The sequence below is a fragment of the Thalassospira indica genome (assembly GCF_003403095.1).
Lineage (GTDB): Bacteria > Pseudomonadota > Alphaproteobacteria > Rhodospirillales > Thalassospiraceae > Thalassospira > Thalassospira indica.
In genome coordinates this window covers 91,434-107,550 of record NZ_CP031555.1, presented here as the reverse complement: position 1 = coordinate 107,550, position 16,117 = coordinate 91,434, and the positions used below count along the sequence as shown (strand labels likewise).

Here is a 16,117-nt window from a genome sequence, read left to right as displayed (position 1 = left end):
CACATGTCAGGTGATCTGTCACTATTGGTACGTCCTAAGCCGGAGAAGGCAGAGAGCTTCCGGGGATATCTGCTCAGGGTTTCGACGGAAAATGGTTATCACAATCCAAACTGGATGCTGAGGCAGCTCGGTATTCACCCACGCGCATACTTGCCGCGCGACGACGTTGCAAAATTGGCAAGCGTGCTAAACCTTGCAGACCACGAGCTTTCAAATATCCAGAGCCGAATTGTGGGGCCCCGATGGGTTCGTGTGGGCTCTCATGAAATTCACATCTGTGCACAGGAAAGGCGTTCTTTTCGCTACTGCCCGCAATGCTTGAGCGAAGCCCCCTACCATCGTGCCTTGTGGGAGTTCAAGCCTATGAGTGCCTGTCCGAAACACGGGACCTATCTGCTTGAGACCTGCAGTAAATGTTATCGCCGCGTTGGCTGGGCACGTGAAAACCTTCTGGAGTGCGGCTGTGGTGCGGATTTGAGGTCGTTTCGACCGCGCTCAGCACCCGATAAGACAGTAGATTTCTGCAGGTTGCTAGAGAAGCGCTTCGATGGGCAACCGGCAGACGAAAACTGCGCCATGCATCCTGCATTTCAGAAGTTGAGTTTCACAGATCTCCTGAACCACACGATGTTCCTGGCGGCTTATATTTCTGGTCGCGGGCGTGGAACCGGTCGACAATTGTTTTACAATCTTACTGCCGATGCATTGCGCGAGGTGTTTGACCGGGTTTCTGTGATTCTTGCTGATTGGCCTAACGGATTTCACCTGCTGCTTGATGAGGTACGGCAATTCACCGAACAGGATGTCGGAAAACACGTCGGGCTCGAGGCGGAATTTCGATCGCTCTACACCAATCTATTCCGCAAGCAGCAGGAGGTTGAGCATCTGCATCTCATCCGGGCTGAATTCGCCAAATATATCGAAGGTAAATGGTTTGCTGGGTTTGTCGTGCCAACCAGTAAACGATTGTCGGATGAATGGTCCCAGGATCAGTCGTTTGTTACGGTTGCGGAAGCGGCACGACGCCTTGGTATTCATCCAAGTATCCTGAGACGTGATATCGCCGAGGGGAGTTTGGCTGCAACCACGAGACAGATGCAAAGCAGATGCCTTCGCGTCCTAGAAGTCTCGGAGGTTGAGCGTTACCGAAACGCGCGTGAGAACCTGCTTGGAACCAATGATGCTCAGGAACTGCTCGGCGTTTCAAAACACCCCTTCATGAAACTGGTGAACGCAGGCCTGATCAAAGTCGTCAAGGGGCCGAAGGTTGATGGTTCTCAGCACTGGGCATTCAAAAAGCAAGATATCAATGAGTTCATTGCATCTGTGACAAGGCAAGCGGCCTATTGTGAGAATGCAGATGAGCCTGTGACTTTTGCCAAAGCGATACGTCGTTGTACTGCCAAGGGGCTTTGTATCGTTGACCTGATTCAGGGTTTGCTCGGTGGCGAGTTGAAATCGCTGAAGCGCTCGACAAAAGTGACCAATCTCAGAGATCTGTTCTTCAATGACACAGACTTCCGAGCTTTTCTTTACAATGAAAAACGGACGATCAAATGGGCCGTTACCATTCGCGAAGCTTCAAGGATGCTTGGGTTAAATGAAGAAGCCACACGTCATCTGGTGCATAAGGGTCTTCTCGAAACAACCTCTGTCGCTATAGATGGACGTCTTCGACGGCAGGTTTCGTTGGATGCAATCGAGAGGTTCAATGCGACTTACGTTTCTGCGTCAAGCTTGGCAGCTAGAAATGATACTTCGGCCAAAACTGTTGTAATCAAACAAAAAGAGTTCGGTATAAGACCAGTTACAGGGCCAGAGGTTGACGGAGGAAGACAATATTTCTTTAGAAGAAAGGGCTCGATCTTGTGTCTGATCTGATCGTCGTAGAAACGGCAGAAAATTCTTCTTAGAGTTTAATTAGTTATCGTTGGTTCGCGACTAGTTTCGCCGCGACAAAAGGCCACGATCCCGAAGCGATAAAGTTTCAGGAACCAAAGTATGGCGTGCTATTTTAAGTTTATTTAGTACGCAAGTTTCGGGTAATCACCGATAGACTCGTCAGTCCAAATATGCTCTGAATCTGTGGCAGTTTTAGAGATTTAGCCTGTTACGAGGTATTGGAATGAGCGCCGAATACGAGGTTGTGTCACCCGACGCGGGCGCGATGATTGAGTCAATGCGAGCGTTCGGTTATGACCTTGCCACAGCACTTGCAGATCTCATCGATAACAGCATCTCGGCAAACGCCAAAAACATCTGGGTCGAGTTTATGTGGGATGGCGCTGAATCGGCAATTCTCATCGTTGATGATGGCGAAGGCATGGATGAAGCCGGTCTGGTAGCGGCAATGCGAATGGGCAGTATCAGCCCGATGGTGAAAAGGTCAGAAAATGACTTAGGCAGATTCGGCCTAGGACTGAAGACTGCATCCCTCTCTCAGGCAAGATGTCTTACGGTTGTCTCTCTTGCGAATGGCGCTGAAGTCGTCACCCGCTGTTGGGATCTCAATTATATTGCGGAACACGGAGGTGGTGAATGGCGGCTCCTGAAACCACCGATACCAGATGTGAAAAACCATGCGGAGCGCCTGCAATCGATCGGAAAGGGAACGATTGTAGCGCTGTCGAAGCTCGATAGGGTGGTCAGGGACGGTTCTCCCGGAGATAAAAAGGCAGAAAAAAGGTTCCGTGAGAGAATCGACGAAGTACGTGCTCATCTGGGCATGGTATTCCATCGGTACCTTAAGGGTCCAGGCGCATTATCGATGTTCATCAATGGTACGAAGGTCTCTGGCTGGGATCCCTTTATTGAAGGAAAGTCCGAAGCGTTAGCCGCGGAGCGGCTTTCCTATGAGGGAGAAAAGATACAAGTCTTCCCGTTTGTGCTGCCGCACCATTCACGTTTGACCAAGGAGGAGCATAGCGCAGCATCAGGTCCCAAGGGCTGGAATGCACAGCAGGGTTTTTATGTATATCGCAATCGGCGGCTGATTGTTTCCGGGGACTGGCTTAGTCTGGGGATCCAAAAAGAGGAGCATTACAAGCTCGCACGCATTCAGATCGATTTGCCTAATTCACTTGATGAGGCATGGCATCTTGACGTCAAAAAGGCCCGAGCATATCCGCCAGCAGCAATGCGAGACGACCTTAAAAGGATTGCACGTGCGACGAGGGATAAGGCCGCAAAGGTATACAGGCACCGGGGAAAAGTTCTTCAGCGAAAGCATGCTGATGACTTTGTCTTCGTCTGGTCTGCTAAAACCCTGAGAGGCAGAACCTATTATAAGGTCAACAGGGATCATCCGCTGGTGAAATCAGTGAGAAAATCCTGCGAAGACGGAGAAAAATTCTCATCCCTTCTCTCGATGATCGAGCAGGCTGTTCCGAGCCCTCTTATCGTTATCAACAATGCCGAGCAGCCCGACACCCTGGGAGTTCCTTTTGGGGATGATCCGAAAGGACTATTGCAGTGCATGCGTGAGGTTTACGGGATCCTTATCCAAGAGGGAGAAACGAATACTGCTGCGGCTACAAAGCTCGCTGTGATGGAGCCGTTCAATGCTCATCCTGATGTGCTGACCGCGTTCTTGGACGAAATTAATAGGGGGTAACCTAAGCCGACGAACTGTTCGCCGGACCGGTTAGTGACATTGATGAATGAAGATTCAAAGATTCGTTACAAATCAGCCTTCGGGATGGCAAATAATTTTCTTCGCCTGAAAAAGCCGGTGACGCTCGACGACATCGTGCAGGCTGTGAATGTGCTCAAAAATATTGCCGAGTACAATGGGCTGGACTTTCAGAGGCTGCAGGATGACCTCGAGTTCAATAATAACGTGCATGTTGGCGGCTATTGCATCTTGGATGACAAGGAATACAAGGCATGGCTGGCAGCGAAAAAGGAAGATACAGAGTTCGAGTTCTGGGAGCGCTATGAGCGTTACCTGCGCGAGGAGAAAAATCTTCCGGACCAGGTAATTCGCCGCCTTGACGAGCTGACGGACGATATCCTCGACAGGCTAAGGGATCCGGCACTTACAGGAAGATGGGATAGAAGAGGGCTTGTTGTAGGCCACGTTCAGTCAGGGAAAACCTCCAACTATACCGGCCTGATCACGAAGGCTTTCGATGCGGGTTATCGTCTCGCAATTGTTCTGGCGGGTGCCCACAACAGCCTTCGGAGTCAGACCCAGGTACGCCTTGATGAGGGCGTCTTGGGGTTTGATACAAGGCATCATCTGTCTTGGGGGAAAGCCAACCAGAGAATTGGTGTTGGTGATATTACCGGAGCCCCCTTTCTGATTGCCCACTCACTAACCAGTAGCAGCGAGCAGGGAGACTTCCGCAGGGTTACCGCGCAGCAGACCTCAATCGTCCCGGGAGGGAAAGACCCGGTACTGTTCGTGGTGAAGAAGAACACGAGCGTTCTGAGAAACCTGCTTAACTGGGCGTTGGCTGTCAGAGGACAGGACGCTCCTGAATCGCCTCTTGGAAAAATAATCACGAGTGTGCCTCTGCTCCTGATTGATGACGAAGCTGACTATGCATCTGCAAATACGAACGATTACTTGGATGAGTTCGGTGAGCCGAGGCCTGACTATGATCCAACGCAGACGAACAAGCTGATCCGTCAGATTTTGTCGGCATTCGAGCAGAGTGCGTACGTCGGATATACTGCGACCCCGTTTGCAAATATCTTTATTCATCATGAGGATTTCACCGAAGATGCTGGGGAAGGACTCTTTCCCCGAAGCTTCATCATAAATCTGCCGGCACCATCTAATTACATCGGAGCTGAAAAGCTGTTCGGTATGGACCATTCAGATGGAGGTGCAACAGATCAGGGGCTTCCTGTAATCAGAACGGTCGTTGACTCGGATGTTTCCTTCCCGCCCCGACATAAAAAAGAGCATGACGTACCTTACCTATAGAGGATTGCACTTATAATCCGTCAAACTTGCACTTATCGCGCTTTTCCGGCTCAAATTAAGTGATTTTATCACCGGTACCCAAATCACATTAACTGCGAATGTGATCAGATTATTTGCCACCAGACCGCAATCATCACCGTGAAATCACATTATCTGCCACTGAAGATTATATCGGCAATCCGGCCTGTCGCATCATCTGCCCCAGTTCCTGGGTCCGTTCGGAATCCAGGTGTCCTTTCAGGAACTTGCGCATTTCCGGAAGCCGGGTATCGAATTGCTCCGCCAGTGTCTTGGCATTGTATCCAAGCCGTGCCAGTCGGGCATCCAGATCGTCATAGCCGATCGCAATTGTTTCTTCGACAATTTCCCGGGTGACAGGCTTGGCGCCAAGCTTGTAGGCTTCGGTGAAAGCGCGTGTCAGATGTTCGGTAAACTGAAGCGGTGTTGACAGGCGCTCGACCATCAGATCCAGCGCATCGTCCGCAATAATGTCTCCTTGCCTAGTGTTTTTGGTCCGGCACTGCTTCAGCAGCCAGTCGAGATATTTGCGACTGTCATCGCCAAGCCCCTGAAACATGATCTTGGTGGTTCTATGCCCGATCTCTTCCATTGTCGCCTTGTTCAGATCATTCCGCAGGCGGGGATGGCCAACCAGAACGACAGACAGAACCCCGTCCCCTGCCTGGACAATTTCCATCAGACGCTTGAGACCGGTCAGCGTGTTTCCATGCAGGTCATGAGCTTCGTCGATGAACAGAACGACGGTTTTTCTCATTTTCCTGATGAGGTCCTGAAGTTTGCGTTCCCGCTTTTCGGGTTGTGTCGGCACTTTGACATCCGCATCACCGGAGACATCGAGAAAGATTGCGGTCAGAAGGGCTGGCAGAACAACACGCGGTTTGTCGATCGACAGGCTGCGGGCCACGAGAATATCTTTGCTTGCGGACAACTCTGTCTGAAGCCTGTTTAGCATCATGGTTTTTCCGACACCAACTGATCCTGTGATGGCAACCAGCCGACCGGCCAGAATGGCCGCCCGCAGGTCGGCCATCATCTGGCGGTGCCATTCCGTTTCGAAAAAACCGGCCAGCGCCCAGTCCTTCTCGATGCCATAAAATGCCCTGACATCCGCTGTTAGCATGACAGCCTCCTGCTATGTTTTAGGGTTCTTGCCGAACCGTGTTTTGATCGCCGTAGAAATTTCACGTTTGTTTGTCGTGGTGGTGACAAGCTCCTCGATGAATTCAAGGTCTTCGGCACTCAACCGCGCCAGCGGTTTTTCCAACAAATCCGCAATGCCGCGACGCGCATCGAGGGTGCTGGCATAACTGAACTGGTGCCACGGGTCCGGATCTTCAAACGTTGCTTCAACGAGGGGGATAATCTCTGCGCTGGAAAACACCTGTTCCGACCCGGCAAAGGCCGAACGCGGTACCGATATTCTGGCCGCCAAGTCGGCTACTTTGTCGGCACGCTTCTCGCGGGGCGATTTGGCCTGTTTGCGATAGCGGTGCAAAGGTATCGGTCCACCGACCGGGCGATACGGGCCATAGCGTTTATTGCCAAACTCGACAAACAGTTCTTGATCGAACAATCCCCACCACAATAAAACTTCTTCACCCGCCAGATCCGGGTCTACCTCATAATAGGCTCCCTTCAGATGAATGCGGGCGTCCGCTGCAACCGTTCGACGTTCCGGTTCCCGGGCAAAAGCGCAATACCGTTCCCAGGAACACATTTCGCGCAGGCCCTGCGCGGGCAAGTTTGAACACCAGTCTTCCGTTCGGCTATGGGCTTCATGGCGATGCGGTTTGTCATTGTAGCGGTTAATAAAGTTCAACAACCAGCTATTGGCTTCGGCCTCTGTTTTGGGACGATGAAAGTGATACAGGGTTTCATGAGCTTCCTTGACGGTCAGGAACGGACGTTCAACCTTGCCCTTGGATCGCGCCGTAACCCGTCGACCGTCCGAGCCGCGAGGCATGTGAGTACGCCAATCAACACCAAGATGTCCCATGACGGTCTGGAACACGATGCTTTTGGCAACTGGTCCATTGTCGAGATACAGTCCTAACGGTCTGCCCTGAAGTGTGGTGCCTTCTTTGGCTGCCATGGCGTTGAACAGGAACCGCAAGGCAGATTCCGCATCCTCACCATACACACAGCGATATTCCTGATAGGAAACACCACTACGATCATCTACCACGCTATAGAGCATCAGGGTTGGTGCTCCGCGTCCGGGTTCAATCCATTCCGGCTGGTCAAGTTCCTTAAGGTCGGACGGACTCATGTCGAAATGCCAGAGTTCGTTGGAATATCTGGCCTGAAACCGAACCGCAGCCGGGCCGCGTATCATCCGGGGATGATCATATCCCCAGTTCCGAAGCCACCGGTTCAGGGTAGATGTCGCCAGCGTTCCTTTAGGGGCTTGCACATAACCTTCGGGCGTCTCAATACCGTGATCCTCAAGCAACCGGATGGCTTCATTCGTCGACAACTTGTGACCTTTGCCATTCTCAGTTCTGATTTTCAGGGCGGCAACGATCTCGCAATATCGCTCCATGTCTAACCGCGACATGACCCTCGGCTCGCCGCTATCAGAACGCTGCATGCCTTTCGGGCGTTGCAAGTTTCGTAACTGGCGATAGACCGATGATATACTGAGACCATATAATTCGGCTGTTCGTGCAACAGCGCTGGCCCGGCCAGGATCTCGCGCGGGCAGAGAAGACAATCTGGTCCGAAGCGCCAGAAGTGCCTCGGCCGGTATGCGTGCGGCCCTACCTTTCATTGTCGGCCTCGCCATCAATGCTATCGGCAAATTCCGCGACATAGGTATAGACGGTTGCCCGCGACACACCCATCAGATCGCAGATCTCTTTAATACTGTGCTGTCTTGATCGATACAGGTCCACGACGTGTCGACGCTTGTCTTTGGTCAGTGCCTTACGGCGACCGCCTTTCCGGCCGCGCGATCTTGCGGCTTCCAAACCGGCTTTCGTTCGCTCCCGGATCAGGTTGCGTTCGAATTCAGCCAAGGCTGCAAAGATATGAAAGACCAGCTTGCCGCCGCTGGTGGTCGTATCAATCGCTTCGGTAATTGATCGCAGACCGATTTGTCGTTCGGCCAGCATCTCGGCGTGCGCAATCAATTCCTTCAGGGACCGTCCAAGGCGATCCAGACGCCAGACAACCAGCACATCGCCCTGACGTAATTCTTCGAAGGTGCGATCAAGCCCTGGACGATCAGTTTTGGCGCCGCTCACCTTGTCCCGAAAAATGCGCTCACAACCGGCTTCCCGCAAAGCATCATTTTGCAGGTCAAGATTTTGATCGTCGGTCGAGACACGTGCATAGCCGATACGCATGGCGCACCGTCCGGAAAGCCGTTTTTGAGGAGCAGAATATTACGTTGATTTCAAGACGCGGTATACAGACAAATTAACAGTTTTCAATCGGAGATTGGCATTCGGGCTTTCACCTGTCTGGAAAACGTTCGTTTCCAAAACGGCGCCCAATCAATGTCGATATTTTCGACAGGATACATCACTTTGGACAATTCGTACTCACCCACCACGTGTTGGTCGTGAAGCCATCAGGGTCGGAACAAGCCTTATATAGGCAAGCTCGGCCAGTAGTTCGACGAGTGTTTGTGTCACGACAACACCAGCAACAAGGCTCCCGTCAAACGGGGCTGCGAGTGCCAGCGGCAATACGACCAGAGAATTTCGGGTACCAGTGCTAAACATCACAGCCCGACCAGCATCAGCATCAAGATGTGCGAACCGGGCAATAGCCCAGCCGATAAGTGGCGAAACCACAGCATAGACAATATAGATCGCTACAATGCTCAAGACGATGTCTTGCGCCTCCCTGATCCGGGGAAGCTCCGCACCGATAACCAGAAACAATGTCAATGCCATCAGGGGAACAGGACCCAACGTCATGGAGGCGGTAAACTTTTGGCTGGTTGTATGACGTCTGGCCAAAAGCTCCGTCAACCAGGCTAGGACCAGAGGCACCGCAATAAGCCACAGGAACGCTGCGAGGAAAGGACCGGGGCTTAACAGTTCTGCTGTGTTTGGCCCCAAAAAAAGCCAGAGATAAAGCGGGAGCAGCAGGATTTGCACGATAAGAAGAATGGGCGTGGCGGCAAGTATAAGACGTGCGTTTCCTCGCCCCATATGCGTAAACACAACGACATAGTCGATGCACGGCGTCAGCAGGACGAGAAGTACGCCAAGTTGCACGGCGGAATGATCCGGCACCATCTGGAACAACAACCAGACGAACACGGGTATGACGAGAAAGTTCGCCAGTAGCAATGCCGCAAGAAAGCGCCGGTTGGTCATTGCGCCGCGAAGATCGGCTAGCGGCACTTGCAAAAAGGTCGTGTAAATGAGTGTAGCCAAAACTGGCGTAATGACACCTTCGAATGCCACTGACATTTGAGGCGCCGTTATGCCGATAACCACCCCCAGACCAATTGCAACGAAGTAAACAATAATCTGACGCGATTCCAGCCAATCACGCATTGCCGTTGCCTTCACCGATCATACTCCTTTATTTAAACCGACAACTTCGTTGCATTCCGGTCGACTTTTTGATTTTTGTTGTAACTAGTCGATTACACCACACAACGCTATTTGAACATTCCCCGGCAGAGCGCCCAAAGAAAAATCGAAAATAGCAAATGAGGGATAAGTGCCGCGACGATAAGTTTGGAGCTTACCGCGAGACCAAGGAAACCCCAGCCCACAATGGGGAAAAATGCAACAAGAACAAGAAGCCAGAGCCCCATACCAAGCAACAAGGCGTTCCGAAATCGTAAATCGTTTCGAAACAACACAACAAACAAAACAGACCAAAATACCACATAGGCAATGTGGAATATTAGGCCAACCGGCAGCGGAAGTGAACGCCCCATAACCGTTTCGGCAAATGCAAGACCAAGCGGCTTGGGCAATGGCGAGATGCCGAATTTTGAGGCAGGCACCATCACCGCAGACAGCAAAATGGCAGTTACAATGCCGATACCAATAGCCTTGAACCAATCTCGTAAATCAACTTTGCCGAACTGCATCATTGGCTTTCTCCCTGTTTAACCGAGTGGCAACTTTTGCACCCGCATGCTTTTTGCATGCGCATGGTATTGCTGCGGCGCATATAAATGTATCCTCCCATACTGATAAGTACGAGCACACCAAGCCCGACCTGTCCAAACACGGTAAGTCCAACGTTACTTGCTGCAACAAGTGCAAGCAGTGGCGGAATAACAAGCGGCGCACAACAAACAGCGCAAGCAGAAATTGCGAAACCGACGGCGATCTTTTTGGAATTATTGGCTTCAACCATTGCAAATATCCTTCTTCATGACTCTATTTCTCAAAGCACTGGCGAAAGCCTAAACCTTCAAGTAACTTGAAGGACAACAGGAGATTTTGCCATGAATAGTCGTTCGGGTATGCTGAGTATCGGCACCCTTGCCAAGGCGACCGGAGTTGCTTCGCCGACGATCCGGTATTACGAGGACATAGGTCTGTTACCCAAGCCGCGTCGAACTACAAGCGACCAGCGCATCTATGACGAAAGCGACAAAGAGCGTCTGATCTTTATCAGGCGATGCCGAGACTTCGGCTTTTCCATCAACCAGGTTCGGCTTTTGGCGGGTTTGTCGATTAGCCCCGATCAGAATTGCAGAGAAGTTCGGGACATTGCTCACGCACACCTAACAGATGTCCGCGCAAAACTTAAAGAACTTCGTGCGCTGGAGAAGAGCCTGACTGGGTTTGTCGAACAGTGTGATGCGGCCTGTTCAGGTGGCCCTGGTCGGGAATGTCTGGTGTTTAAAGACATTGCGAAACCCGAGAACAATAAATGCTGTTGATTATCGACTTATCGTTCCCGTCCAGCTTCGGAAGCAAAAGATTCTCGGGCTCCGAAGAGATGAGCGTTCGCAAGGCAGGATTCTCATATCTTGATCAGACTATCCCGCGCAGCAGGATAGTTTCGACACATCCCTGTTGAATGTTTGGGCAGCCAATTTAAGCCCTTCTACTGTTGTCAGATATGGGAAGATTGTTTCCCCCAGTTCTTTGGCGGTCATCCCGAAGCGTATGGCCAGCGCCATTGTCTGAATGCTGTCACAGCCCTCGGGTGCCAGTATCTGAGCGCCCAGCAAGCGGTCAGTTGCTTCATCTGCAATGAGTTTTATCAAACCGCGTGTATCACGGGCGGCAAGTGATCTGGGCACCTGATCAAGCGGCACGACAGATGTCTTGACCACAAAGCCCCGTTTCTGTGCCTGAACCTCGGAGAGACCTACGCCAGAAACTTGTGGATCGGTGAAGACAACCCAGGGCATCGTTGTGTTGTCATATGTCTGTTCGTCACGGTTATAGGCATTTATTGCCGCAAGTTTGGCGCCATAAGCTGCCATATAAACGAACTGGTCGCGCCCGGTCACATCGCCCGCAGCATATACATCAGGACGCGTCGTCCGCATGTACCCGTCCACAACAATTCCGCCATTCGAATTTACTTCAATTCCGGCCGTTTCGAGGCCTAATCCGTTTGTATTCGGCTTACGGCCTGTCGTTACCAGGATCTGTTCAGCAAAAAGAACCTCGGCTTGGCCTTCGACATTAATGGTCAGTTCCGTTTTATCATTCTTCCGTTCAACCCTCTCGTAGGTGAGGCCCGTGCGAACGGATACCCCTTCATTCCTTAACTCCTGAGTGAGCGATGCAGCAATTTCCGGTTCTGATTCGGGAAGAAGCCGTGACCGTGTCACCAGCGTAACCGAGCTGCCGAGCCGTGCGAACATCTGAGCCAGTTCACAACCGATATATCCGCCGCCAATCACGAGAAGTGATCGTGGCTGCTGATCAAGTTCAAGTGCCGTTGTGCTGGTCAGACAGGGGACATTCTCAATGCCCGGAATATCGGGAAATGACGGGGATGTGCCGGTTGCAATGATTGTCTTTCTTGCAACAAGCTTTTTGCCGTCAAGCAGAAGACCGGTGTCATTAAATACAACATCCCCTTCGAGATAATCGATGCCATCATATTCGGGCAGCAGATCGATATATTTCTTCTGACGCAAACCGGAAACCAGATCCTCTTTAGCCTTGATCAGGGACTGCCAGTCAGCGACATGAGCGTTTCCGGAGAGGCCGGGAAAACGCGCAGCACCCGCTGCACCATGCACGGCCTCTGCGGCACGGATCATGGTTTTGGAGGGCACACACCCGACATTGACGCATGTGCCGCCAATCATTCCCTTGCCGATATGTGCGACCCTTGCGCCCTGTTCAGCGGCCGTAATCGCCGCCGAAAAACCGGCCGAACCCGCGCCGATGACAGCAAGGTCATAGTCCTGTTTGTCGGTCGAACAACAATTGTTCATATTATCTTCCTTTCCGGGTGGTTGGTTGTGTATCGGTCTCGCAGCAAGCGTGCGCACGGGTTCGCTGCCGGTAGCCGTAAAGTGCCAGGGCAATGAACAGGAGTAATCCGGGTATGAGGACATAGTCTATCCAGCCCAGCCATGCAGAGAGTCCAAGGGCCCCGAACATGACAACTAGGATTGGTGTGAAACAGCAGATCGCAGCAAAAATTGTTCCGACGATCCCTTTTTTGAAAATGGTGTTGCCACGCATTATTTAATCCCGCGCCTTGGCCGGATAACCGGCATTTGTCGAAGCGATCCCGATGGTTTCCACATTGGCGACTGACGAGTTGAAGGTGACAGTTGCGGTTTTTTTATCGAAGTTGACGTCTACGGCCTCTACGCCGGTGACGGCTTCCATCGCGGTTTTGACCGTCACCGGACACAGGGCGCAGGTCATGTTTTCGATGTCGAAAACGGTTGTTTGTTCATCCTGCGCTGTGGCGCTGGCAGCGAGCGCCGCAGTTGGGAGGTAGCCTCCCGGATATATGACAGCCAGTCCCAGGCAAATGCCCCGGCCAGAATAATGCCTGTTCGTTTCATCTCGATTTCTCCTAATAGAACAGCGGTGCCCACCAGTTGATTGTCAGGGCCAATCCCACCAGCACGGTTGAGAACCACAGGGCGGCTTTGGTGATCAGTGCGGATTCCGGACGGGCGCAGTAAGACCCGTCGTCACAAGCTGGCTTGGTCTTGAAATAGACCAGCCAGAACCCCATCCCGATAAATATCAGAGCCACCGTCGCGAAGAGTGGTTTGTAAGGTTCAAGGGCCGTCAGATTGCCGATCCATGCCCCTGATACGCCCAGCATCAGAAGCAGGAGCGGCGGCCACACAGCAGGCGGATGCAAGAATGGCTCCGACCACACCACCAGTCGCAAGCAGACCTCTTTTTGTCTGCTTCCCGTCATCAGACAACAGGTCGTCCGATTTGATATCGTTCATGTGATTTACCTCGAATTCGATTCGCAGTTAAGATACAGTCTGTAGCTAATACAGACTCAAGGAGGTTTTGATCACATGGACGATCACAATTCCGGGAGGCGACTAAAGCGAGCAGAATTGTCGAAGGTGACAGGCTGCCACCTTGAAACGGTCCGCTATTATGAAAAGACCGGCATGATGCCAGATCCGCGGCGCAGCAAAACGGGTTACAGGCTGTATGACGAAACACATGTTTCCCGGTTGCGGTTTATCCTGCGCGCCCGTGAACTGGGTTTTTCGATTGAAGATATCCGGGGGTTGCTGACTCTTATAGATGGTCAGTTGCAAACATGTTCGGAGGTCAAACAGCGTACGGAAAGCCATCTCGCTGACGTGCGCACAAAAATTGATGACCTGAAACGGATCGAACAGGTTTTGGCGGAAACGGCAGCTCAATGTTCAGTAAAAGATGTGCCTGAGTGCCCTGTTCTGGAAGCCTTGTTCCACGTTTGAAGTAGTAGCTTGTGAGTTCGGCTTCATCACAAGGACAAAGAGGCCAGTTATCAATTTTTACAACAACGTCAGCATGCCAACAAATGAAGTAAATTTCAATTATTCCCAAATCCTTGGGCTAAATATCAACAGAAACTTATGATGAAATGCCGGATCATAACTAAGGTTACGCCCCCCAAGAATAGATAAGATAGGAAGTATTTTGTAAGAAAACCAAAAAAAAGCTGCTGTTTATATAATTGAATCGGCAAGAGTAAAATCTTGGTTTTTCGGGTTGGTCGACTGGAAAATCCCTCTACCTCTTATGTGTTTCTTTCTCATTGATCCCAGAAAGAACGCCACATGCCTCTACGTCCCGTCCATCCTTGCAACTTTCTCTTAGTGAAACGAGTTGTATTTCTAGAGCTTGCAGAGTGGCAATCTGTGATTGTACATGAAATATGTGATCATCAAGTAAAACGTTGACCGCATTACAAGGCTGATGAGGCTCATCCTGATGCTGCTGTAGTTCGGAAATCTCAGCCAGAGATAGACCCAGAATTCTGCAGCGACGGATAAATCTCAACCGTTGACCATGCTTTTTGGTATAGACGCGGTAACCGTTTTCTCGCCGCCCTACCGGCGGCAATAAGCCCTGCTGTTCATAGAAGCGGATTGTTTGTGTGTCGATCTCTACTAACCGTGCCAACTGACCAATACGCATTTGTCCTCTCCACCCTATTGACCTTATAGTTACTATATAGTTTTGAATGGTAACATTATAATTTAAAGTGGAACCATGTCATGAGTAGATTCTGTGATAGCCTTTCTGGTAGTGATGCACCTCCGCCATCGAATACCGATGAACCGAACGCCTCCGAAGCATCAGAGCAATGGATCAGTATTTATGCAGTGCCAAAAATGGACTGCCCGTCAGAGGAACGAATAATCCGCCTCGCCCTGAACGGCCTTACGGAGATTCAGGTCTTGTCCTTCGACTTGTCGAGCCACCAGTTGGAGGTCGTACACAATGGCGAAGTTGCCGCTATCACTACAAAGTTGGAGACCTTGGGGCTAGGTGCTACGCTTCAGAAAAGCACCGCAGCCGATCCAGAGACCATCAAGACCGCCGAAGCCTCAACTGCCTCTATCAAACAAGAGGCCGGTACCTTACGTTGGTTGCTTGGCATCAATGCACTCCTATTTCTAATAGAAATGATTTCCGGCCTGGTCGCCCAGTCCACTGGCCTAATTAGTGAGTCCCTTGATAATTTCGCAGATGCGGCGGTATACGGGCTCGCCCTTTATGCTGTTGGGCATAGTATAAGAATGCAGGTGCGTGCTGCGCATCTTGCTGGTGTTCTGCAGCTAATTTTGGCTGTTGGAGCACTAGCGGAGGTGGTGAGACGGTTTGTATTTGGCAGTGAGCCTGAATCGTTGGTGATGATGGCTATCGCATTCGTCGCATTGATTGCCAATGCCAGTTGTCTGCTGCTCATATCCAAACATCGGGAGGGCGGGGCGCACATGAAGGCAAGCTGGATATTCTCGGCCAATGACGTGGTGATCAATCTGGGGGTCATCACCGCCGGCGTTCTGGTCGCGTGGACCGGATCCAATTATCCGGACCTGATCATCGGCACCATCGCCGGGGTCATTGTACTGAACGGCGCCAAACGCATTCTGGCTATCAAGGGTTAAGAGCAGTGTCCATTGCGGGCAAAAATCGCTCACGACATGACCTATTGCCCATTTCTGGCGTACTTCCTGCGTCGGATCAGGCTATAAAATGACTGGGGCAACAATTAATGGCCTATGGCGAGTCTGTTTCTGTGCCCCGTTCTTTAATTGGGTACATACATGGAACACCTGTGCTGCATTCAGTTGCCAATTGAGAAAGCCACCAACTCTTCTTCACACGAATTAAATCGTGCCATGTGAAACTCGGTTTGCTGAAAGATGAAGGATACTTTGAAATGTTAATTCAAGTGTTCCAATTGACCTTACCACCCCAGCTATCAATTATTGTGATGCTGTGAGCTTGCCGTCAAATCACGATACGCATCCATCAATGGACGATCCACGGTGTCATGTTCCGTTCGCTCCTGATCAAGCTTTTCAAGGGCTCTTAGCATAAATTCGGCAATATCAAGCCTTTCGCAGCTGCAGGCATGTTTGAAAGCATGCAAAACTACATACTCCAATTGTTCATCACTTGAGGTCGTCATTTAATCGCTCCTTAATCCGGTATTGGGTAAGAGAGGTTTTTGCCGAGAAGAACTTCTCCTACCGGTACTTTGACGCACTCACGATCTAAT

18 protein-coding genes are annotated in these 16,117 nt (G+C 51.2%); 6 read left to right on the top strand and 12 right to left on the bottom strand.

Annotated features, from left to right (window positions below):
• The first annotated feature begins 3 nt into the window (after positions 1 to 3).
• From DY252_RS00510 to DY252_RS00500, 3 genes are all read left to right on the top strand, one after another.
• Positions 4 to 1,881, top strand: a complete 1,878-nt coding sequence (locus DY252_RS00510) for a TniQ family protein (RefSeq protein WP_064788059.1) — start codon at positions 4 to 6, stop codon at positions 1,879 to 1,881.
• Positions 1,882 to 2,125: 244 nt separating this feature from the next.
• The gene (locus tag DY252_RS00505; RefSeq protein WP_064788060.1) at positions 2,126 to 3,613 is read left to right on the top strand and encodes an ATP-binding protein; all 1,488 of its coding nucleotides are present in this window, start codon (positions 2,126 to 2,128) and stop codon (positions 3,611 to 3,613) included.
• Between the two features lie 42 nt (positions 3,614 to 3,655).
• Positions 3,656 to 4,933, top strand: coding sequence for a hypothetical protein (locus DY252_RS00500; protein WP_129542658.1), 1,278 nt, complete (start codon positions 3,656 to 3,658; stop codon positions 4,931 to 4,933).
• A gap of 166 nt (positions 4,934 to 5,099) precedes the next feature.
• Here DY252_RS00500 and DY252_RS00495 read toward each other — a convergent pair whose 3' ends face one another.
• The 6 genes from DY252_RS00495 to DY252_RS00470 form a co-directional block, all read right to left on the bottom strand.
• The gene (locus DY252_RS00495; RefSeq protein WP_062956556.1) at positions 5,100 to 6,074 is read right to left on the bottom strand and encodes an ExeA family protein; all 975 of its coding nucleotides are present in this window, start codon (positions 6,072 to 6,074) and stop codon (positions 5,100 to 5,102) included.
• A 12-nt stretch (positions 6,075 to 6,086) separates the two neighbouring features.
• On the bottom strand, positions 6,087 to 7,703 hold the full coding sequence (locus DY252_RS00490; RefSeq protein WP_082923407.1) for a DDE-type integrase/transposase/recombinase: 1,617 nt from the start codon (positions 7,701 to 7,703) through the stop codon (positions 6,087 to 6,089).
• A gap of 10 nt (positions 7,704 to 7,713) precedes the next feature.
• Positions 7,714 to 8,301 carry a recombinase family protein gene (locus DY252_RS00485; RefSeq protein WP_062956558.1) on the bottom strand — a complete coding sequence of 196 codons (588 nt, stop codon included), beginning with the start codon at positions 8,299 to 8,301 and terminating at the stop codon, positions 7,714 to 7,716.
• Between the two features lie 198 nt (positions 8,302 to 8,499).
• The gene (locus DY252_RS00480) at positions 8,500 to 9,468 is read right to left on the bottom strand and encodes an arsenic resistance protein (protein ID WP_062956559.1); all 969 of its coding nucleotides are present in this window, start codon (positions 9,466 to 9,468) and stop codon (positions 8,500 to 8,502) included.
• Between the two features lie 107 nt (positions 9,469 to 9,575).
• Entirely contained in the window at positions 9,576 to 10,019 is a 444-nt protein-coding gene (locus DY252_RS00475) for a hypothetical protein (protein WP_062956560.1), read from the bottom strand.
• Complete coding sequence (locus tag DY252_RS00470; protein ID WP_062956561.1) at positions 10,016 to 10,288, bottom strand: hypothetical protein; 273 nt, start codon at positions 10,286 to 10,288, stop codon at positions 10,016 to 10,018. The genes DY252_RS00475 and DY252_RS00470 overlap by 4 nt, the downstream gene beginning before the upstream one ends.
• 91 nt (positions 10,289 to 10,379) lie before the next feature.
• Between DY252_RS00470 and DY252_RS00465 the strand changes: the two genes are divergently transcribed.
• Entirely contained in the window at positions 10,380 to 10,820 is a 441-nt protein-coding gene (locus tag DY252_RS00465; protein ID WP_082923384.1) for a MerR family transcriptional regulator, read from the top strand.
• Between the two features lie 99 nt (positions 10,821 to 10,919).
• Here the strand turns inward: DY252_RS00465 and merA are convergent, their stop codons facing one another.
• From merA to DY252_RS00445, 4 genes are all read right to left on the bottom strand, one after another.
• Entirely contained in the window at positions 10,920 to 12,341 is a 1,422-nt protein-coding gene (gene merA / locus DY252_RS00460; protein ID WP_064788062.1) for a mercury(II) reductase, read from the bottom strand.
• A 1-nt stretch (position 12,342) separates the two neighbouring features.
• A complete protein-coding gene (merF, locus tag DY252_RS00455) occupies positions 12,343 to 12,594 on the bottom strand; it encodes a mercury resistance system transport protein MerF (RefSeq protein WP_064788063.1) in 252 nt (83 codons plus the stop codon).
• A gap of 3 nt (positions 12,595 to 12,597) precedes the next feature.
• Positions 12,598 to 12,792 (bottom strand): heavy-metal-associated domain-containing protein, encoded by a 195-nt coding sequence (locus DY252_RS22400; RefSeq protein WP_269451510.1) that lies wholly within the window; start codon positions 12,790 to 12,792, stop codon positions 12,598 to 12,600.
• A 145-nt stretch (positions 12,793 to 12,937) separates the two neighbouring features.
• A complete protein-coding gene (locus DY252_RS00445; protein WP_231959656.1) occupies positions 12,938 to 13,294 on the bottom strand; it encodes a mercuric transporter MerT family protein in 357 nt (118 codons plus the stop codon).
• A gap of 109 nt (positions 13,295 to 13,403) precedes the next feature.
• Between DY252_RS00445 and DY252_RS00440 the strand changes: the two genes are divergently transcribed.
• The gene (locus DY252_RS00440; RefSeq protein WP_064788065.1) at positions 13,404 to 13,820 is read left to right on the top strand and encodes a MerR family transcriptional regulator; all 417 of its coding nucleotides are present in this window, start codon (positions 13,404 to 13,406) and stop codon (positions 13,818 to 13,820) included.
• Positions 13,821 to 14,115: 295 nt separating this feature from the next.
• Here DY252_RS00440 and cadR read toward each other — a convergent pair whose 3' ends face one another.
• Entirely contained in the window at positions 14,116 to 14,523 is a 408-nt protein-coding gene (cadR, locus tag DY252_RS00435; protein WP_064788066.1) for a Cd(II)/Pb(II)-responsive transcriptional regulator, read from the bottom strand.
• Between the two features lie 80 nt (positions 14,524 to 14,603).
• Here cadR and DY252_RS00430 point away from each other — a divergent pair, with 80 nt between their 5' ends.
• Complete coding sequence (locus tag DY252_RS00430; protein WP_129542657.1) at positions 14,604 to 15,500, top strand: cation efflux transmembrane domain-containing protein; 897 nt, start codon at positions 14,604 to 14,606, stop codon at positions 15,498 to 15,500.
• Between the two features lie 317 nt (positions 15,501 to 15,817).
• On the opposite strand, the gene DY252_RS00420 is transcribed toward DY252_RS00430, so the two are convergent.
• Complete coding sequence (locus DY252_RS00420) at positions 15,818 to 16,027, bottom strand: hypothetical protein (protein WP_062956569.1); 210 nt, start codon at positions 16,025 to 16,027, stop codon at positions 15,818 to 15,820.
• Positions 16,028 to 16,117: the final 90 nt, after the last annotated feature.